This window comes from Saccharopolyspora sp. MMCC62, assembly GCF_057736575.1.
Genome location: NZ_JBYKCM010000003.1, coordinates 367,689 through 386,120 on the forward strand (window position 1 = coordinate 367,689; position 18,432 = coordinate 386,120).

Sequence of the window (18,432 nt, forward strand, 5' to 3'; positions counted from 1 at the left end):
CGACGATCAGAGCGTGCTGGCGAGGCGGTTCGCGAGCAGCGAGGTGAACTTCGCCGGATCGCGGAGCTCACCGCCCTCGGCGAGCAGCGCCATGCCGTAGAGCAGCTGCGCCGTCTCCGCCAGGTCGGCCCGCTCGCCGTCCGCGGCGTGCGCGGACCGCAGCCCGGTCACCAGCGGGTGCGACGGGTTGATCTCCAGGATGCGCTTGACCCGCGGCACCTGCTGGCCCATCGCCCGGTACATCTTCTCCAGCGTCGGCGTCATGTCGTGGTTGTCGCCGACGATGCACGCGGGGGAGCTGCTGAGCCGGGAGGACAGCCGCACCTCCTTGATGTCCTCGGACAGCGCCTCGCCCATCCAGGACAGGACTCCGGCGAACTCCTCCTGCTGCTGGGAGTCCTCCTCGGACTTCTCGTCGAGGTCGACCTCGCCCTTGGTGATGGACTGGAAGCGCTTGCCGTCGAACTCCGGCACCGACTCGACCCACATCTCGTCGATCGGGTCGCTCAGCAGCAGCACCTCGACACCCTTGTCCCGGAACGCCTCGATGTGCGGCGAGTTCTCGATCTTGGTACGGGAGTTGCCGGTGATGTAGTAGATGACCTCCTGGTCCTCCGGCATCCGCTCCACGTACTGGCGCAGCGTCGTCTTGTCGCTCTCGTGGTGCGTCGACTCGAACGAGGAGATGTCCAGCACCAGCTCCGCGTTGTCCGGGTCGCCGACGATGCCCTCCTTCACGGCCTGCCCGAAGTTGTCCCAGAACGTGGCGTAGCGCTCGGCGTCGTTCGCCTGGATCTCCTGCACCGTGCTCAAGATCTTCTTCACCAGGCGGCGGCGCACCATCTGGATGCGGCGGTCCTGCTGCAGGATCTCGCGGGACACGTTCAGCGACAGGTCCTGCGCGTCCACGACGCCCTTGACGAACCGCAGGTACTCCGGCATCAGCTCTTCGCAGTCGTCCATGATGAACACGCGCTTGACGTAGAGCTGGGTGCCGCGCTTCTGGTCCCGGGAGAACAGGTCGAACGGCGCGGTCGACGGGATGAACAGCAGCGCCTGGTACTCGAAGGTGCCCTCGGCCCGCAGGTGGATCGTCTCCAGCGGGTCGTTCCAGTCGTGGCTGATGTGCTTGTAGAACTCGTTGTACTCGGCCTGCTCGACCTCGCCCTTCGGGCGGGCCCACAGCGCCTTCATCGAGTTGACGGTCTCCACCTCGGTGGTGGATTCCCCTTCGGCGCCGGGCTTGTCCACCTCCATCCGGATCGGCCACGCGATGAAGTCGGAGTGCTTCTTGATGATCTGCGTGAGGGTCCGGGTGTCGGCGTAGTCCAGCAGCCGGTCCTCCTGGTCCTCCGCCTTGAGGTGCAGCGTGACCGCGGTGCCCTGCGGGGCCTCGTCGACGGTCTCGATGGTGTAGGTGCCCTCACCGCTGGACTCCCAGCGGGTCGCCGCGTCCTCGCCGGCCTTGCGGGTCAGCAGGGTGACCTTGTCGGCGACCATGAAGCTGGAGTAGAAGCCGAGGCCGAACTGGCCGATCAGCTCCTGCGCGGCGGCGCCGTCGGAGGTGTCCTTGAGCTCCTGCAGCAGTTCCGCGGTGCCCGACTTCGCGATGGTGCCGATCAGGTCGCGCACCTCGTCCTTGGACATCCCGATGCCGTTGTCGCGGATCGTCAGGGTCCGCTGCTCGCGGTCCGGCTCCACCGAGATGTGCAGGTCCTCGGTGTCGACCTGGAGGTCCTTGTCCTGGTACGAGGCCAACCGCAGCTTGTCCAGCGCGTCGGAGGCGTTGGAGATGAGCTCCCGCAGGAACGTGTCCTTGTTCGAGTAGATGGCGTGCACCATCAGCTGCAGCAGTTTTTGCGCCTCGGCCTGGAATTCGGCCGTTTCCACCTGCGTGCTCACGTGAGTTCCTTCCTGGCCGCATGTCGCGTCCGGCCGTCGAATCCGGGGATCTGGGTCCGGCCTGCGCGGCCGGGTTCGCTGGCCGTGAGGTTACCGGGCCGGTGATCGCGCCGTGCACGTGTTCGCCCTCGTCCCGGCAGGTGCGGGCCGGTCCGGCATGCTGGTGCCCATGTCCGAATCCGCGAACCCGCACCGGCGCGCGTTGCGCTCCGACGCGCAGCGCAACCACCGGCGGATCCTCGCCGCCGCGCGGGCGGAACTCGCCGAACAAGGCTCGGCGATCCGGCTGGAGGACGTGGCCCGGCGCGCGGAAGTGGGACTCGCCACCCTGTACCGCCGGTTCGCGAGCAGGCGGGACCTGGTGGCGGCCGTGTTCGACCAGTTCTTCACCGAGGAGGTCGAACCGCTGCTCGCCGAAGCCGCCGCCGAACCCGACGCGTGGCGCGGCCTGCGCCGCGGCCTGGAGGAGAGCCTTGAAACGGTGGTGCGCAACGGAGCGCTGCTGAACGCGGTGCACGAAACCGGCGTGACGATGTCCGACGTGCTGCCGAGGTTCCTGGCGACGATGGGGGAGGTGCTGCGGCGTGCCCAGCGCGACGGGCGGGTGCGCGCGGAACTGGGGGAGCGCGACCTCACCGCCGTGGTGGTGATGGTGCTGGCGACCGCGACGACCGGGGTGGCGGAGCGCGCCACCGGCGAATCGTGCGGCTGGCGGCGCTACCTGGCACTGCTGCTCGACGGCAGCCGGGCGGGGGGAGCGGAACTGCCGTGCCCGCCGGGCGAAGCCTCGACGGCTTCGGAGTGCTGAGTTTCTGCTGCTTCGGTCGCGCGGTGGTGGAGTGGCGGAACCTCGGCTGTTCCCTCGCTGCGGGATGCCAGCGGCCGCGCCGCTGACGACCTAGGTGAGTGGCCCGCTCGACCAACCCCGCTGGGCGGGTGGGCCACTCACCTGAATCGGCATGTTGGGTGAGTGGGTCGCTTGACCATTCCTGTTGGGCGGGTGGGCCACTCACCTTCGGCTCGGTGGGTGGCCGGTCGGGTCGGGGTGAGCTCTCAGGAAGTTCACAGCCGGATTAAGTGAGAGTCGACTCTCGGTTAGGTAGCGTGGGTCGGGTTCCCCTTCCGACACCAGGAGCGCCCATGTCCTCTGCGACGGACAGCCCGGCCACCACTCCCGCCCTGCCCCTGCACATGCGGCGCAACGGGTTCGACCCGGTTCCCGACCTCGCCGCGGCCCGCGAGAACGACGGCGTCACCCAGGTCGCCACCCCGTTCGGCGCCCGCGCCTGGCTGGTCACCCGGCACGCGGACGTCCGCGCGCTGCTCGGCGACACGGAGACCTTCAGCAACGGCTGGCAGCGGCCGAACAGCGACTTGTCCCCGGAGGAGGCGGCGGAGCTGCGCCGCGGCAACCTGCTGGGCTACGACCCGCCGGAGCACACCCGGCTGCGCAAGATGCTCACCCCCGAGTTCACGGTGCGCCGGATGCGGCGGCTCGAACCGCGCATCGTGGAGATCGTCGACCAGCACCTGGACGCGATGCGCCGGGCCGGTGCTCCGCGCGACCTGGTGACCGACTTCGCGCTGCCGGTGCCCTCGCTGGTGATCTGCGAGCTGCTGGGCGTGCCCTACGCCGACCGCGACGAGTTCCAGACCCGCACCGGCACGATCCTGGACACCTCGCTGCCCGAGGACGTGCGGCGGCAGGCCAGCCTCGCGCAGCGGGCGTACATGCGCGAACTCGTCGAACGCGCGCAGGCCGATCCGGGCGAGGACATGCTCGGCATGCTGGTGCGCGAGCACGGCCACGAGCTGGAGACCCCGGACCTGACCGGCATCGCGAGCCTGCTGCTGCTCGCCGGGCACGAGACGACCTCCAACATGCTGGGCCTCGGCACCCTCGCGCTGCTGCGCCACCCCGACCAGCTGGCGCTGGTGCGCGACGACCCGGAGCGGGTGGCGCCCGCGGTGGAGGAGCTGATGCGCTGGCTGAGCATCGTGCACTCCGGCACGCCGCGGGTGACCACCACCGAGGTGGAGATCGCCGGCCAGGTGATCCCCGCCGGGGAGATGGTCGTGTTCGCGCTGCCCGCGGCGAACCGGGATCCGGAACTGGTCGACGATCCCGACGCGCTCGACATCACCCGCAAACCGACGAACCACATCGGCTTCGGCCACGGCATCCACCACTGCCTCGGCGCGCCGCTGGCCCGGATGGAGATGCGCATCGCGTTCCCCGCGCTGCTGCGGGCGTTCCCGGAGCTGCGCACCGCCATCCCCGACGACGAGATCGAGTTCCGCTCGTACCACTTCGTCTACGGCCTGAAGTCGCTGCCCGTCGCCTGGTGATCCCGCGGCCCGGCCCGTCCGACTCGATACCTCGGGACGGACGGGCTGTTCGCCTTACCCGGGTTTCGCCGACCAGCGTGCGCCGGTGGCGCAGCGCAGCGCTGGAAAGATCCGCCTACGTCGCCGAAGGCGCGCCTTGACGTAGATAGAGAAATCCTCGCCTGCCGGAGCAAGCGAGGATTCACAAGGAAGCGTCTTATTCTGCGTGAGGTAAGCGTCCCGCTTTAACTGCACCGATGAGCGAGACCACGGTGTCGTGACTCAGAGACAGGGCCGGGCCGTGCGGGTCCTTGCTGTCACGGATGGCGTGCCAGGTGTGGTCTTGAGCGCCGAGTTCGACGCAGTTGTTCGCGCCGCCGCTGCTGCGGCTGCTCTTGTGCCAGGTGGCGCTGCGTTCGTCCTTGAGCGTCGTCACGTCGCTTCCTCACTCGGCAGTTCACGGATCGCCCTATCGAGCGTCTCCAGTGTCTCACGCTGACCGAGTGCAGCGATCCGCAGTCGCTCGGCGACCAGCTCGTACACCTGCACGTGTTGGTCGCCGTCCAGGCAATCCGCCCGTGTGAGGTCTTCGAGGTAGGCGTAGGTGAAGGCGACGCCCTCCAGGTTCAGGCGAAGTAGCGTGAACGAGGTGCCCAGCGCGGCGTGCTCGCCGGATTTGAACGGCAGCACTTGGAGAGTCACGTGAGGCAGCGTGGCGATGGTGCGCAGGTGAAGCAGTTGCTCGCGGAGCACTGCCGGGCCGCCGATCTCACGTCTGAGGGCGGCTTCTCCGAGGATGATATTCAGCTGGGGTGGTTCGGGTCTGGTGACGAGGTGCTGTCTCCGCAGTCGCGCCTTGACCGTTTGATCGATATCGGCCGTGGCCACAACGACTGACGTCGAGACCACCGCACGGGCGTAGCTTTCGGTCTGAACCAGTCCTGGGATCAGCTCGGCATCCCAGATGGTCAGCGTGTCCGCGTCTGACTCCAAGCCGAGGTATTGCCTCGACCAGTCGGGCACCTTCCCGAAGCTCCCGCGCTTGCGTGCTTGTTGTGCAAGTGCACGGACCCGGTCCGAGTCGGCGTCCTTCACGTTGAACAACGTCAGCAGCTTGTCGACTTCGGTGACTTGCAGCGTGGCCTGACCTTGCTCGACTCGGCTGACCTTGCTTCCTGTCCAGCCTGTTCGTTTGCCGAGCTCGTCGCGCGTGACGCCTGCGGCGTCGCGGAGTTGTCGGAGTTCACGGCCGAGAAGCAGACGGCACACCGCCGGGCTCGGTGGGTTCATGGTCGTCAATCTTGCCCCCTTGGCTCAAGACGGTCCCATCACCCGAACGAATCATTGCAACTTGAATTTCAAGTTGAAATGCTTCTGCGAAGTCGGGTCAGTTCTGGTGGCGGAAGTTGTACCAGCTACGACCGAGGGGACCTACGCAGGGAGGCCACGTGTCAGATCAAGTTCAGCGGCTTGCGCAGCAGGAACTAGCTAGCGGCACGGCCGCCGAAGTCGTCGGAGGTGGTCGGTGATGTGGGTGTGGGCTGCGTCGTGGGGTCCGGTGGATACGCGGTGGCACGTGGTGACGCGTCGGGGTGGTGGTGCGTTGCCGTCGGCGTGTGGTGCGTGGGTGTACGGGCCGGTGTTCACGCGTCGGGCGGTGTGTCCGGATGGTGTGGCGGATCGCGAGGTCTGCCCGATGTGTGCGCTGCGGGTGGGTGTGGCGGTGCCGCGTCCGGTGAGCTTGTTCGCGTGGGATGAACCGGTGGTCGATCCACCTGTCGCGGATGTTGCGGGGATCGTGGCGTCGGGGGTGTTGCCGGAGCCGTGCCGGGCCGGTGCGGCCTTCGAGGACGGGGACGCGGTGGTGTGGCCGACGGCTGACCCGGATGCACCGGCCCCGGCTCCGATCTCGGCGATCTCCGTCGAAGTGCCTGCGTGGAAGCGGGGGCGGGGTCGGCATCGGTTGCGGGAGGGGCCGGGGTGCGCGGGAATTCGGCAGGCGGCGGCGTGAGTCCGCTGGAGCCGGATCCGGGGTGGCACTTCTGGCGCCCGGCGGGTGACGGAATCCGGCACGCGTTCCGGGGGAGGCGCTACAACGGTCAGGCCGAGGGCATGTCGGTGTGTGACGTGTCGGTGGCGTTGGAGCAGGAGATTTCGGAACAGGGCTGGTGCATGGCCCCGACGTGCGGAACGTGCAACGGGATTCTGATTTCGGAGCGTGCGCCGGTGGGAGGCGCGGACATCGATGACGACGAATAGCTAGTACCCCTTGAAAGTCTCCTGATCCACGCGGGGCCGCTGATCCGTGTGGAGGCAGGGGCCTCCTGTCCGCAGCGACCCGAAAGCCCCGATTCGGGGTGTGCGCGAGGGAGGAAGCCGGGGGCATTCCGCGGCCCCAGCAGGAATGCCCCCGGCATCTCGTCGGCTCGTGATCGCGAACCGTGTTCCAGGAAAGATGACCAGGCGAGGATGAGACTCGTCCGGCGGGCTCCGGTCGATCCGGTTGTAGGACCGGGTCAGCCGACGAGATCACCGAGTGACGTTGCACTGAACCGGAAGGAGCATCATGAGCACTGAGCCTCGTGGCTGGCGCAAGTCCAGCAGGTCGGCCCAGCAGACCGATTGCGTCGAGGTCGGTCGGGTTGTGGACGGCGCCGCGGTCCGCGACACGAAGGATCGTGCGGCCGGTTTCCTGACGGCGACGGCCGGTCAGTGGTCGGCGTTCGTGGGTGCGGTCAAGTCCGGTCGCTTCGACGGCTGAACCACTTCGAGCAGGTGCCCCGGCGAAGCGAATCCGTCGGGGCCTTTTCCTTTCCGCGGAGCGCGAGTCGTCCAGCGGTGGTGCTCGTTTCGTCCGGTTGGGCGTGCGGATGCGCCGGGGAGTTCGGGATCATCGACTGATGATTCCGCCGAGCTGGAAGGAGCATCATGATCAGGCAGCCCAGCGGTTGGCGCAAGTCCAGCAGGTCGGCCCAGCAGACGAACTGCGTCGAGGTCGGCCGGTCGGCCGGTGGTGCCGCGGTTCGTGACACCAAGGATCGCCCGGCCGGTTTCTTGACGGCGACGGGCGGCCAGTGGTCGGCGTTCGTCGGTGCGGTGAAGAGCGGCCGTTTCGACGGCTGAACCGCTCGACTATCCCCCGGCGATGCGATCCGGCGGGGCTCCTCGCCGTTCGAGTCTCGTCCGACAGGTTCCGGGCTCGGCGAATCACCGAGCTGGAAGGAGCATCATGAGCACCGAGCCTCGCGGCTGGCGGAAGGCGAAGCGGTCGAGCAACAACACCGCATGCGTCGAGGTCGGCCGGGTCGTCGATGGCGCCGCCGTCCGTGACACCAAAGATCGAGCGGCGGGGTACTTCACCACCACGACCGGCCAGTGGTCGGCGTTCGTCGGTGCGGTGAAGGCCGGTCGCTTCGACGGCTGACCTGTTCCGAGACGGAGCCCCGGCGGTGCGATCCGCCGGGGCTCTTGTCCGTTCCGCGCGTCAGAAGGAGCTCAGCGTGGGGTCGTAGTCGGTTTCGCCGACCGGGTACATGCTGGTCATCCAGTGGTAGAAGTTGTCGCCGCGGTCGCGCAGCAGCTCGTAGAGGCGGCGCAGCATCGCGTTGCGGATCTCGCGGACCTCGGGCTGCTCGTAGCGGTTGTGCAGCTCGTCCGGGTCGAGTTCCAGGTCGTAGAGCTCGTTGTGCGACTCGGGGTTGACCACCAGCTTGTAGCGGGCGCCGCGCAGCATCCGCTGCGGGTACGGGAAGTGGTGGCCGTGGTACTCGGCGACCAGGTCCGGTGCCCACTCCGGGTGCTCGCCGCGCACCAGCGGCAGCAGGCTGCGGCTGTCCACGGCGGGGGACGAGTCCTCCCCGGCGAGGTCCAGGATCGTGGCGGTGAAGTCGGTGAGGCTGACGAATTCGTCCCGCACCTGCGGTGGCTCCCCGGGCACCGAGACGATGCCGGGGATGCGGTAGATGTCGTCGTACATCGCCGGGCCCTTGTCGTGCAGCCGGTGCGCGCCGGTGAACTCGCCGTGGTCGGCGGTGAACATGATCGAGGTGCGGTCGGCCAGGCCGAGTTCGTCGAGCGCGCGGCGCAACCGGCCGACCTGCTCGTCGATCAGTGTCACGTAACCGCGGTAGACGGCGATGAGCTTGCGGCTCTCCTCCGGCGACATCGTGTCGAACGCCCAGTGCTCGCTGTAGTTGCGCTGCACCGGCGGCTTGCCCTCGAAGGTCTCCAGCACCGAGCGTGGCAGCTCGATCTCGTCCGGGTCGTACATGTCGTAGTAGTGGTCCGGCAGCAGGTACGGCAGGTGCGGGCCGAAGTAGTGCGTGGCCAAGAAGAACGGAGTGTCCGAAGTGGACTCGTCGGCGGCGAACCGGTGCAGCATCTCGATGGTGCGGGTCGTCAGGTAGTGCTCGAAGGTCGCCTCCACCGGCTGCTGCAACCGCGCCGCGAGCAGGTTGCCGGGGTTGCCGTTCGGCGCCGTCCCGCGCACCTCGTCGCGGATCGCGTACGGCGGCAGCCCGTGCTCCGCCAGGTACGCCAGGTAGTCCGGGTGGTCCACCGGGTTGTGCCAGCCCGGCAGGTCCGGGCCCTGGAAGCCGTAGTCGGCGGCGTTGCGCCGCACCCCGCCGTGCCACTTGCCGAGCAGCCCCAGGTTGTAGCCGCGCTCGGCGAGCCGCTCCGCGAAGGTGAACTGGTCCGGCGCCAGGTCCTCCAGGTAGCCGACGTTGCGCTCGTAGTTCGCCAGCAGCTTGTGCCGGAACGGGGCGTACCCGGTGAGCAGGCTCGCGCGCGCGGGCGTGCAGATCGCGGTGGGGGTGAAGCAGTTCGCGAACCGGGTGCCGCCCGCGGCGAGCGCGTCCAGGTTCGGGGTGCGCACCGCCGACGGGTCGCCGTAGCAGCCCAGCGTGTCGATGCGGTGCTGGTCGGTCATCAGGAACAGGACGTTGCGCGGCACGGTGGAACTCCTGGTCGGGGAGGGGCGGGTCATCGGGAGAGGGGTCTGGTCGTCGGTGACGGGTCAGCTGCCGGATCCGGCGTCGGCGGGAGCGGCCGGTTCCGAGCCCGCGGGCAGCGGATATCGCGCCAGCAGCGGGGATTCGTGCAGGGCGAGCGCCAGCCCGCCGAGTGCGCCGCCCCACGGCGCGGTGGTGGCGCGGGCGAACTCGACGCCGCCGCGCAGCGAGCGCATCGCGCGCCGGTCGAAGGATTCCCGCAGCGGGCCGAGGAATACCTCGCCCAGCTCGGCGAGCTCCCCGCCGAGCACCACGCGGCCCGCGTTGACCGCGGTGCACATCGCGGCCAGCGCCGTGCCCGCGTGCGCACCGGCGGCCCGCACCGCTTCGCGTTCCGCGGCCCGCACCGCGCCCTGATCGGCGGCCCGCGCGCCGCGTTCGGCGGCCCGCGCATCGCGTTCGACGGCCCGCGCAGCGCCGGGTTCGGCGACACCGCCGAGGGCGTCCCGCAGCAGCGGCCAGCGCCGGTGCCCGGCGGCGCGCAGCACGGCGGGCACCGAGGCGTAGCGCTCCAGGCAGCCGCGACCGCCGCACCAGCACTCCGGTCCGGACTCGTCCACGCACAGGTGCCCGAGCTCCGCGGCCACGCCGCCTGCACCGCGGATCAGCTGGCCGCCGACGATGAGACCACCGCCGACGCCGTGCGAGAAGTGCGCGTACAGCAGGTCCGAAGCCCCGGCGGCCGCGCCCCAGGTCGCCTCGGCGAGCGCGGTGAGCCGGGTGTTGTTGTCCACGCCCACCGGTGCCCCGAACGCGCGGGCCAGCCCGTCGGCGACCACTTCCCGCCCGCGCAGCGCACCGGGCAGTCCACCGGCGTCGGCGAGTACCAGCTCACCCGGGCCGGTGGAACCGACGCCGATGCCGGCGAGGGCGTCCAGCGTGATGCCGTGCCGCCGCGCGGTGTCCCGGACGGCCCGCTCGGCCAGCGCGAGCCGGTCCGCCGCCGACCGCGCCGCTCCGTAGGGCAGTTCGTGCCGGGCCCGCACCTGGTGCGAGGCGTCGGCGAGCACCAGCCGGATCCGGTTGCGGCCCAACTCGATCCCCAGGTACTGGCCCGCGGCCGGGTTGAGCACCAGCCCGCTCGTGGGACGTCCGCGCCGGTTCGACGGCGGACGTTCGGTCTCCACCACCAGACCACGGCGGATCAGGTCGCCGAGGATCGCGGACAGCGTGGTGCGGGACAGCCCGCTGTGCTCGGCGACCTCGGCGCGGCTCAGCTCGCCGTGCCTGCGCAGGCAACCGAGGACCCGTTCGGCGTTGCTCTGGCGCAGCCGGTGCAGCGCGGTCGGTGCGGCGTCGGACATGGCGGCAGCGTATCCGCCGCCCGGCCGAATTACGACCGGAGTCGGTCAAAAATCCATCCCGGAATCTGACCGAGTGTTGACGGAAATGGTGGCCGGTGCCACGCTCCATCGCACCGATCCGCCGGGACCATCCGATCCCGCCGCCGGAAGTGGAGATGTGCATGACCGAGACCCGTTCGCCCAGTTCGTCCGCCGCGGCGCGCTCGGTGTTCTTCTTCGGTTCCTTCGGCGGCATCCTCGCCGGGTACGACCAGGGCATCGCGGCCGGTTCGCTGCTGTTCCTCACGCCCGCGCTGGGGCTCACCCCGTGGACGAAGGGCCTGGTGGTGAGCTCGCTGATGTTCGGCGCGATCCTCGGCAGCCTGGTGGCGGGCTCGCTCGCGGAGCGCTGGGGCCGGCGGCCGATCCTGCAGCTGGGCGCGGCCGTGTTCGGCGTGTCCGCGATCGGCATGGCGCTCGCCCCGTCGGTGGCGGTGCTGGTCGCGGCCCGGGTGCTCGGCGGGCTCGCCGTCGGCATCGCCTCCGTGGTGGTGCCGACCTACCTGTCCGAGCTGGCGCCGACCCGCAACCGCGGCGGCATCGCCACCCTCAACCAGCTGATGATCGCGATCGGGATCTTCGTCGCCTACGTGACGAGCCTGGCGCTGTCGCCGTGGGGCGCGTGGCGGTGGATGCTGGGCCTCGCGCTGGTGCCGTCGTTGCTGCTGCTGTTCGGGGTGTCCCGCTCGCCGGAGACGCCGCGCTGGCTCGTCGCGCACGGCAGGGACGAGGAGGCGCGGCGGGTGCTGCGCGCGCAGCTCGGCGAGGACGAGGCGGCATCGGTGCTCGCCGACATCCGCCGCACCAAGGACGCCGAACCCGAGCAGGATCGGGCCCGCTGGCGCGAACTGCTCACGCCCGCGCTGCGCAGGCCGCTGCTGGTGGCCGTCGGACTGGCGCTGCTGCAGCAGTTCATCGGCATCAACACGATCGTCTACTACGCGCCGACGATCCTGCGCGCCGCCGGGTTCGGCGACAGCGCCGCGCTGCTCAACAGCGTCGGGCTCGGCGCGTTGTCCATCATCACCACGCTGATCACGGCGCGGGTGGTGGACGCGGTGGGGCGCAAGAAGCTGCTCCTGATCGGCGGCACCGCGATGCTGCTGAGCATGAGCGTGCTCGCGGTGCTGTTCGGCGCGGAACTGCTCGCCGGAACCGCCGGGGCGGCCGGTGCGGTGCTGTGCCTGGCGGTGTTCAAGGTGGCGTTCTCGCTGAGCTGGGGCCCGCTGATGTGGGTGCTGCTGCCGGAGCAGTTCCCGCTGCGGGTGCGCACCCTCGGCGTCGGCGTCGGGTCGTTCGTGAACTGGACGGGGAACCTGCTGGTGTCCCAGTTCTTCCCGGTGCTGCTCGTGTTCGGGGCGGGTGCCGTGTTCGGCATCTTCGCCGGTTTCGCCGCGCTGGCGCTCGTGTTCACGTTCTTCTGCGTGCGGGAGACCTCGCGGCGCAGCCTCGAAGACCTCGAACTGGCGGGGTAGCGCCGGCGCCGGCGGTGTGCATCGAACCGTTGCGGCGCAACGGGTTCCCGCCGGAGCCGAGCACCTCCCCGGAACGGGTTCGGCGACCTCGCGCGGAATCCTGCCCGGGCGACGCCGACCCGGCTCGGGGTGCGCCGGCAGTCGGCCGGAAACCCCGACGCGACGGCACACCTGAACGCTCCACCCGGCCTGATGGCCCCGGAGCACCGGCCGATCAGCCGACCCCGCGCGGCCGGTCGGATGAGGTGCGCGCCCCTCGTCCGCTGCGAACGTTCCTCCCGATCGACTTCCGCACCAGCGACCGCGCCGCACGGCGCGCATCGGGACCAGGGGGAACAACACATGCAGCAGGGGCGCACACCGGCGAGCCGGGCGGTGCTGGCGGGCCGCGGCTTGGCGAAGCAGTACGGCGAGCACTGGGCGCTGGGCGGCGCGGACATCGAGGTTCGAGCCGGTGAGGTGCTGGCGATCGTGGGCCCGTCCGGCTCCGGCAAGACCACGATGCTGCACGTGCTCGCCGGAATCCTGCGCCCGGACCGCGGGGAGGTCGTCTTCGGCGAGCGCCGCGTCGACCAGCTCTCCGAGACCAAGCGCAGCGAGCTGCGGCGGCACGAGTTCGGCTTCGTGTTCCAGCAGGGCATGCTCGTCGGCGAGCTGACCGCCGAGGAGAACGTGGCGCTGCCGCTGCTGCTCGGCGGCACCGACCGGCGCACGGCCACGAGAGCCGCCCGCGCATGGCTGGCCGAGCTGGGGCTGAGCGGTATGGAAGGACGACTGCCCGGCCGGCTCTCCGGCGGCCAGGCGCAGCGGGTGGCGATCGCGCGGGCGATGGCGCACGAACCGAAGGTGATCTTCGCGGACGAGCCGACCGGCGCGCTGGACACCCGCACCGGTGCGGCGACGATGCGGGCGCTGGCCGACGGCGCGGGCAGATCCGGCGCCGCGGTCGTGGTGGTCACCCACGACCGCGAGCTGGCCGCCCGATGCGGCCGCGTGGTGGAGATCCGCGACGGCCTCATCGCCGACGACGTCACCGCGCCCGGCGGGGCGGTGGCCCGATGAACCCGCTGCAGCTGGCCGTGCGGGTGCTGCGGCACGACCCCCGCACCCGCACCTCGGCGATCCTGACCGCGGCCGGCGTGATGGTGGCGACCGCGCTGGTGCTGATCCTCACGGCGCTGCCGCACGCCGCGCAGGCGCGCACCGATCGCTCCTCCTGGCAGGAGGGCCACCAGGGCGTCTCCGAGACGGGCGGGGTGGAACTGGCCTCCCAGGACTACGTGCGCGGCGAGATGATCACTCGGCTGGACGTCTCCGGCGCCTCCGGCGGCGGGAAGGCCCCGGAATTCCCGGCTCCCGGCGAGGCGCTGCTGTCCCCGGCGCTCGCGGAGAAGGCGGCCGCGCTGCCGGACGGCGAACTGGCCGACCGCTTCCCGCAGCGCATCGCGGGCACGATCGACCCGCGGCTGCTGCGCTACCCGGAACAGCTCGTCGCCGTCGTCGGGCATCCGCAAGGCGCGCTGGACGAGGCCGCCGCCGTCGCCAACCCGTACTCCTCGGTGACGATCCAGGCGGAGTCCGAGGACCTGCTGCTGCAACCGATGGCGTTGTTCGGCTTGTTCGTGCTGGCGGCTCCCAGCCTCGTGCTGGTCGCCTCGGCCTCGCGGCTGACCGCGGCGCGCCGGGAACGCCGGATGGCGTCACTGAGGATGGCGGGTGCGACTCCGTCCCAAGTGGTCTCGACGGTCGCCGCGGAGACCGGGCTCGCCGCGGTGGCCGGAACCGCCGCCGGGCTGCTGCTGACCTGGCCGCTGCGGTACCTCATCGCAATGGTCCCCTGGGGCGACGGCACCTGGTTCGTCAGCGACATCACCCCGTCGACCTGGGCGGTGCTGGGCGTGGCGATCGGCGTTCCGGCGCTGGTGGTGGCCTCGTCCGTGCTGGGCGCCGGGCGGGTCGTGCGCGCGCCGCTGAGCGCTGCCACCGAGCAGCCGCGCGGCAGGCCCAAGGCGTGGCGGCTGCTGATCCTCGCGGTGGTCGCCGGGCTGTTCGTGCTCGGCATGGCGAGGTACGACGACGGCGCGGGATTCCTGGTGCTGGTGCTGCCGATCGCCGCGGTGGTGTGGTCGTTCTCGCTGGTCGGGCCCTGGATCACCGCCACCATCGGCCGGCTGTTCGCGCGGGTGTGGCGCGGTCCTGCGGTGCTGCTGGCGGGCAGGCGGCTGGTCAGCGACCCGAAGAGCGCCTACCGGTCGTCGTCCGGCATGGTGCTCGCGGTGTTCACCGGGGCGATGGCGCTGACGGCGTTGCCCGCGATGACCGCCGGGCCCTCTTCGATGGGCAGCTGGGACGAGCAGGACGTGATCCTCGCGGACGTGCCCGGCAGCCGAGCACCCGAACTGCGCCAACGCCTCACCGACGAACTGGCGGCGCGGGGCGTGCGGGCCACCGTCGCCGACTACGAGCAGGTGCTGGTCGGCGGGATCGGCGACTCGTCCACCTTCGGGCTGGTCATCGACTGCCGCGCCGCTCGCGAGGTGACCCCCTTCCGGCCCTCCTGCGAGGGACCGCCCGGCGTCCACGTGCCGAGCGGGGCGCAGCCGTCGGAACTCACCGTCACCCCGAGCACCGGTGGCGCCGACCGGCCGCCCGCCGTGCCGGTGCCGCCCGGAACCCCGGTCATCGCCGAGCCGAACCTGGACACCGTGCTCATCGACCCGGGCGCGGTGCCCGCGGCGGACGGTTCGGAGCAGGCCACGTTGTCCGTGCTCCCGGCCACCGAGGCGGACCGGATCGGGGTGCGCACCGCCATGGCGCGCACGATCCCCGGTGCGGACATCGAGTCGATCGAGTCGCGCAGCGTCGCCGGGGACGTCCAGACCGGCGACCTGCACCGGATCACGGTGATCGGGTTGTCGATCGCGTCGGTGCTCGCGGCGGCCAGCGCGGCGATCACGGCGGCGGGATCGGTCGTCGACCGGCGCCGCACGCTGGGGGCGCTGATCGCCGCCGGAACGCAGCGCCGGGTGCTGGTCCGCGCACTGCACGTCGAGGCGGCACTGCCGGCGCTGGTCGCGGCCGGGATGGCGACCGCGGGAGGCACCGGGGTCAGCCTCGGGCTGCTCCACGTGCTGGACCAGAGCACCACGCTGACCCCGTCGATCCTGGTGCCGATCGTGCTCGGCCTGCTGGTGGCGGCGCTGGCGGCATCGGCGAGCGGGCTGATGCTGCGCGGGATCGGCGCGGAGCCGCTCGCCGACGAGTAGCGGGACGGCGGCGGGCAGCCCCGCCGCCTCCTGCTCGTCCGCCGGGGGTCAGCCCTTCGGTGCCGCCCGGGTTCCCCGACCGGCAGGCGATCCGGTCGGCCGGGGTGGCACCGGCTCCGGCGGGTTCGCGCCGAAGCGGCGGCGGTAGGCGGACGGGCTGAGCCCGGTGTGCTCGCGCAGCCGGGCGCGGAGGTTCGCGGCCGTGCCGAACCCGCTGGCCGCGGCGACCCGGTCCAGGCTGAGCTCGCCGCGCTCGATGAGCCGACACGCCAGCGCGACCCGCTCGGTGGTGAGCCAGCCGAGCGGGGTGGTGCCGAGCTCCGCGCGGAACCGCCGGTGCAGCGTCGCTGGGCTGGTGGCGAGCCGGGCGGCCAGGTCCGGCACGGTCAGCGGCCGGTCCAGGTGCGCGCGGGCCCAGTCCAGCGCGGGTGCCAGCGAGGTGTCCGCGACGTCCGGCACCGGCCGTTCCACGAACTGCCGCTGGCCGCCATCGCGGTGCCCGGTGAACACCAGCCGCCTGCTCACCGCGTTCGCGACCTCGGCGCCGTGGTCCCGGTTGATCAGGTGCAGCCCCAGGTCCAGCGCCGCCGCGCTGCCCGCCGCGGTGAGCACCGGGTCGTCGTCGACGTAGAGCACGTCCGGTTCGAGGCGCACCGCCGGGAAGCGGCGGGTGAACTCCGCGGCCCAGCGCCAGTGCGTGGTGGCGCGCCTGCCGTCCAGCACGCCCGCCTCGGCGAGGGTGAAGGCGCCGGTGCAGAAGCTCACCAGCCGAGCCCCGCGCCGCGCCGCGCGGGCGATGACGGCCAGCACTTCGGGCGCGGCGGGCACGTCCGGATCGGGCCGGTTGGGCACGATCAGCGTGTCCGCGGCGTCCGCGACCTCCGGCCCGGCGACGTCGGAGAGGGTGAACATGCCCAGGTGCATCCGCACCCGCGGCCGCACCGCGCACACCGCGAAGTCGTACCAGCGGCGGTCCAGCTCCGGGCGGCGCAGCCCGAACAGCTCGGTCGCGACGCCCATCTCGAACGGGTTCGAGCCCTCGTCGACCAGCACCGCGACCCGGTGCGAGAATTCTTGCGGCATGTGCGATTCCTAGCACTCGTGGTGCGGTCGGGTCGAGCCGAGGATGTCGGCATGACCGAGAACCCGATCGACCTCAAGACCGCGCTGGACGGCTTCGACGCCCCGTGGAGCCCGCGGATCATCGCCTACCTCAACGACTACGACATCCGGCTCGCCCGGTTCCACGGCGAGCACGTGTGGCACGTGCACCTGGAGACCGACGAGTTCTTCCTGGTGCTGGACGGCGAGATCGCCATCGGGCTGCGCGAGGAGGACGGCGAGCGGACGGTGACCTTGCCGCGTGGTTCGGTGTTCGTGGTGCCGCGCGGCACGTTCCACAAGCCGTCGTCGGAGCACGGCGCGGCCGTGCTGCTGGTGGAGCCGACCGGAACCCTCTCGGTCGGGGACGCGCACGACGAGGTGCCCGAGCACGTGGACGTCACCACCGGCCATCCGGTGCCGTAGCGGCGTCCGCGCGGGTGATCCCGACCGGTCCCGGCACCACCGCCTCCAAGATCATGTTCAAATGTCCGTTGGGCCGCAACGGAAATCGGTGGCCCGGTGATCCGGCGCTGCGCCGTCCGGCCGAGCGCAGCGTTCGTCCGTCCGGTCGCGGCGCCTCGACCGAGGGAGCGGACAGGGCATGGAAGCGGGCGGCCACGCGTGCACGGGAGCGTTGGCGGGGGCGGCATCGAGCAGCACGGTGGGCGCGCTCACCGGCGCGGACCTCGGAGTCGCGGGCACCGCGCTGGGCGCGTTGCTGGGCGCGGGCGCGGCGCTGCTGCCCGACCTCGACGCCGACGGCGCCACCGCCTACCGCAGCGGCGGGCGGGTGACGGCGCTGGTGGGGGAGTCCTTCCAGCTCCTGGCGCGCACCACCTACGGCCGGACGCGGCTGCCGCACGATCCGCCCGGCGACGGCGAGCACCGCGGCCTGGTGCACACCCCGCTCTTCGCGGCCGGGCTGGGCCTGCTGGTCGCGCTGGGCGCGCTGCTGACGCCGTGGGTGCCGGGGATCGCGATGGTCCTGGTGCTGGCGCCCGGTATCAGCACCCTGTCCCGGTCCGGCCCGAAGTGGGTGCGGCGCAGGCTGTGCACCGACCAGGACGCGGTGGCGCTGATCGCCGCGGTCGCCATCAGCTGGTCGCTGGCGGCGGCGGGCGCGATGGCCGAGCTCGGCTGGTTCGCCGGGGTGTCCATCACGATGGGGATGCTGGTGCACTCGGTGGGGGATTCGGCGACGCGCAGCGGGATCTGCTGGACGTTCCCGATCCGCCGCCGCTGCGCGAAGTGCAGCCGGAAGCGCACGGCGCGCTGCTCGGGTGCCCGCTGGCGCCGCGGTCACGTGCTGCCGAAGTCGATGCGCTGGAGCGTCGGATCGAAGCAGGGCAAGCGGATCGAGCGCAGCATCGAGCTGGTGTGCCTGGTGCTGGTCGCGGTGCTGCTGGTGCCGGACGCCGCCGAACTCGCCCGCACGCTCGGGTGACATCGGAATTCCCGTTGTGGCCAAGGGTTTCAGCGGACTCTGGTCGTTCGGGACGGCCGACTGTTCGGGACGGGCGGGCGTTCGGTGACGGCTGGTCGTTCGGGACGGCCGGTTATTCGGGAAGGCTGGTCGTTCGGGGCCGCCGGGCGTTCGGCGACCGCTGGATGTTCGGGGACGCGGCCCCGGCGCGCACCCCCGCTGGTGCGCTACCGGAGCCGCTCGCCGACGGCGGAACCCCCGTTCCCCCTCCACCGCCGGCGGTCTCATCCCGCCGCGATCACGCGTCGGCTCACAGCACGCGCGTCGCGATCCAGGTGGTGAGCACGCCGGTCAGCACCAGCACCGGCGCGCCCACCGAGGATGGGTCCGCCCACCAGCTCTCGATCACGGCGGCGGAGATCGTGGCCGCCCACATGTACGGACCCGACCGGGTCCGCCTGCGACGGATCTTGCCGACCGGCAGCGGAGCCGTTCGGTGCGCGGAAGTCGTGGCCATCATGGAAGAACCTCCTGTCGAACGCCGGAAACTGCTCGCTGATGCCTCATTGGTAGTCCCGC

At 71.3% G+C, this 18,432-nt stretch carries 17 protein-coding genes; 10 read left to right on the forward strand and 7 right to left on the reverse strand.

Annotated features, from left to right (window positions below; all coding sequences use genetic code 11):
• Positions 1 to 6: 6 nt before the first annotated feature.
• Positions 7 to 1,902, reverse strand: a complete 1,896-nt coding sequence (gene htpG / locus AC29IT_RS08935; protein ID WP_488218384.1) for a molecular chaperone HtpG — start codon at positions 1,900 to 1,902, stop codon at positions 7 to 9.
• A 169-nt stretch (positions 1,903 to 2,071) separates the two neighbouring features.
• Between htpG and AC29IT_RS08940 the strand changes: the two genes are divergently transcribed.
• Positions 2,072 to 2,710, forward strand: coding sequence for a TetR/AcrR family transcriptional regulator (locus AC29IT_RS08940; RefSeq protein WP_488218385.1), 639 nt, complete (start codon positions 2,072 to 2,074; stop codon positions 2,708 to 2,710).
• Positions 2,711 to 3,042: 332 nt separating this feature from the next.
• Positions 3,043 to 4,251 carry a cytochrome P450 gene (locus AC29IT_RS08945; protein ID WP_358440066.1) on the forward strand — a complete coding sequence of 403 codons (1,209 nt, stop codon included), beginning with the start codon at positions 3,043 to 3,045 and terminating at the stop codon, positions 4,249 to 4,251.
• 196 nt (positions 4,252 to 4,447) lie between these two features.
• Here AC29IT_RS08945 and AC29IT_RS08950 read toward each other — a convergent pair whose 3' ends face one another.
• Complete coding sequence (locus AC29IT_RS08950; RefSeq protein ID WP_358440068.1) at positions 4,448 to 4,666, reverse strand: DUF397 domain-containing protein; 219 nt, start codon at positions 4,664 to 4,666, stop codon at positions 4,448 to 4,450.
• Positions 4,663 to 5,520, reverse strand: coding sequence for a helix-turn-helix domain-containing protein (locus AC29IT_RS08955; protein WP_358440071.1), 858 nt, complete (start codon positions 5,518 to 5,520; stop codon positions 4,663 to 4,665). The genes AC29IT_RS08950 and AC29IT_RS08955 overlap by 4 nt, the downstream gene beginning before the upstream one ends.
• A 1,276-nt stretch (positions 5,521 to 6,796) precedes the next feature.
• Between AC29IT_RS08955 and AC29IT_RS08960 the strand changes: the two genes are divergently transcribed.
• From AC29IT_RS08960 to AC29IT_RS08970, 3 genes are all read left to right on the forward strand, one after another.
• A complete protein-coding gene (locus AC29IT_RS08960; protein WP_358440073.1) occupies positions 6,797 to 6,991 on the forward strand; it encodes a DUF397 domain-containing protein in 195 nt (64 codons plus the stop codon).
• 167 nt (positions 6,992 to 7,158) lie between these two features.
• Positions 7,159 to 7,353 carry a DUF397 domain-containing protein gene (locus AC29IT_RS08965; protein WP_358440075.1) on the forward strand — a complete coding sequence of 65 codons (195 nt, stop codon included), beginning with the start codon at positions 7,159 to 7,161 and terminating at the stop codon, positions 7,351 to 7,353.
• Between the two features lie 106 nt (positions 7,354 to 7,459).
• Positions 7,460 to 7,654 (forward strand): DUF397 domain-containing protein, encoded by a 195-nt coding sequence (locus AC29IT_RS08970; RefSeq protein WP_488218386.1) that lies wholly within the window; start codon positions 7,460 to 7,462, stop codon positions 7,652 to 7,654.
• A gap of 60 nt (positions 7,655 to 7,714) precedes the next feature.
• Here the strand turns inward: AC29IT_RS08970 and AC29IT_RS08975 are convergent, their stop codons facing one another.
• Both AC29IT_RS08975 and AC29IT_RS08980 read right to left on the reverse strand, forming a co-directional pair.
• A complete protein-coding gene (locus AC29IT_RS08975; RefSeq protein WP_488218387.1) occupies positions 7,715 to 9,184 on the reverse strand; it encodes a sulfatase family protein in 1,470 nt (489 codons plus the stop codon).
• A 63-nt stretch (positions 9,185 to 9,247) separates the two neighbouring features.
• A complete protein-coding gene (locus tag AC29IT_RS08980) occupies positions 9,248 to 10,546 on the reverse strand; it encodes an ROK family transcriptional regulator (protein WP_488218388.1) in 1,299 nt (432 codons plus the stop codon).
• Between the two features lie 161 nt (positions 10,547 to 10,707).
• On the opposite strand from AC29IT_RS08980, the gene AC29IT_RS08985 reads away from it, so the two are divergent.
• The 3 genes from AC29IT_RS08985 (at position 10,708) to AC29IT_RS08995 (ending at position 15,326) form a co-directional block, all read left to right on the forward strand.
• A complete protein-coding gene (locus AC29IT_RS08985; protein WP_488218389.1) occupies positions 10,708 to 12,060 on the forward strand; it encodes a sugar porter family MFS transporter in 1,353 nt (450 codons plus the stop codon).
• Positions 12,061 to 12,402: 342 nt separating this feature from the next.
• Positions 12,403 to 13,122 carry an ABC transporter ATP-binding protein gene (locus tag AC29IT_RS08990; RefSeq protein ID WP_488218390.1) on the forward strand — a complete coding sequence of 240 codons (720 nt, stop codon included), beginning with the start codon at positions 12,403 to 12,405 and terminating at the stop codon, positions 13,120 to 13,122.
• A complete protein-coding gene (locus AC29IT_RS08995) occupies positions 13,119 to 15,326 on the forward strand; it encodes an FtsX-like permease family protein (protein WP_488218391.1) in 2,208 nt (735 codons plus the stop codon). Before AC29IT_RS08990 ends, AC29IT_RS08995 begins: the two co-directional genes overlap by 4 nt.
• A 48-nt stretch (positions 15,327 to 15,374) precedes the next feature.
• Here AC29IT_RS08995 and AC29IT_RS09000 read toward each other — a convergent pair whose 3' ends face one another.
• The gene (locus tag AC29IT_RS09000; RefSeq protein WP_488218392.1) at positions 15,375 to 16,409 is read right to left on the reverse strand and encodes a helix-turn-helix domain-containing protein; all 1,035 of its coding nucleotides are present in this window, start codon (positions 16,407 to 16,409) and stop codon (positions 15,375 to 15,377) included.
• 51 nt (positions 16,410 to 16,460) lie between these two features.
• On the opposite strand from AC29IT_RS09000, the gene AC29IT_RS09005 reads away from it, so the two are divergent.
• Positions 16,461 to 16,853, forward strand: a complete 393-nt coding sequence (locus AC29IT_RS09005) for a cupin domain-containing protein (RefSeq protein WP_488218393.1) — start codon at positions 16,461 to 16,463, stop codon at positions 16,851 to 16,853.
• Between the two features lie 178 nt (positions 16,854 to 17,031).
• Entirely contained in the window at positions 17,032 to 17,874 is an 843-nt protein-coding gene (locus AC29IT_RS09010) for a metal-dependent hydrolase (protein ID WP_358440098.1), read from the forward strand.
• A gap of 289 nt (positions 17,875 to 18,163) precedes the next feature.
• Here AC29IT_RS09010 and AC29IT_RS09015 read toward each other — a convergent pair whose 3' ends face one another.
• On the reverse strand, positions 18,164 to 18,373 hold the full coding sequence (locus tag AC29IT_RS09015; RefSeq protein WP_358440101.1) for a hypothetical protein: 210 nt from the start codon (positions 18,371 to 18,373) through the stop codon (positions 18,164 to 18,166).
• Positions 18,374 to 18,432: the final 59 nt, after the last annotated feature.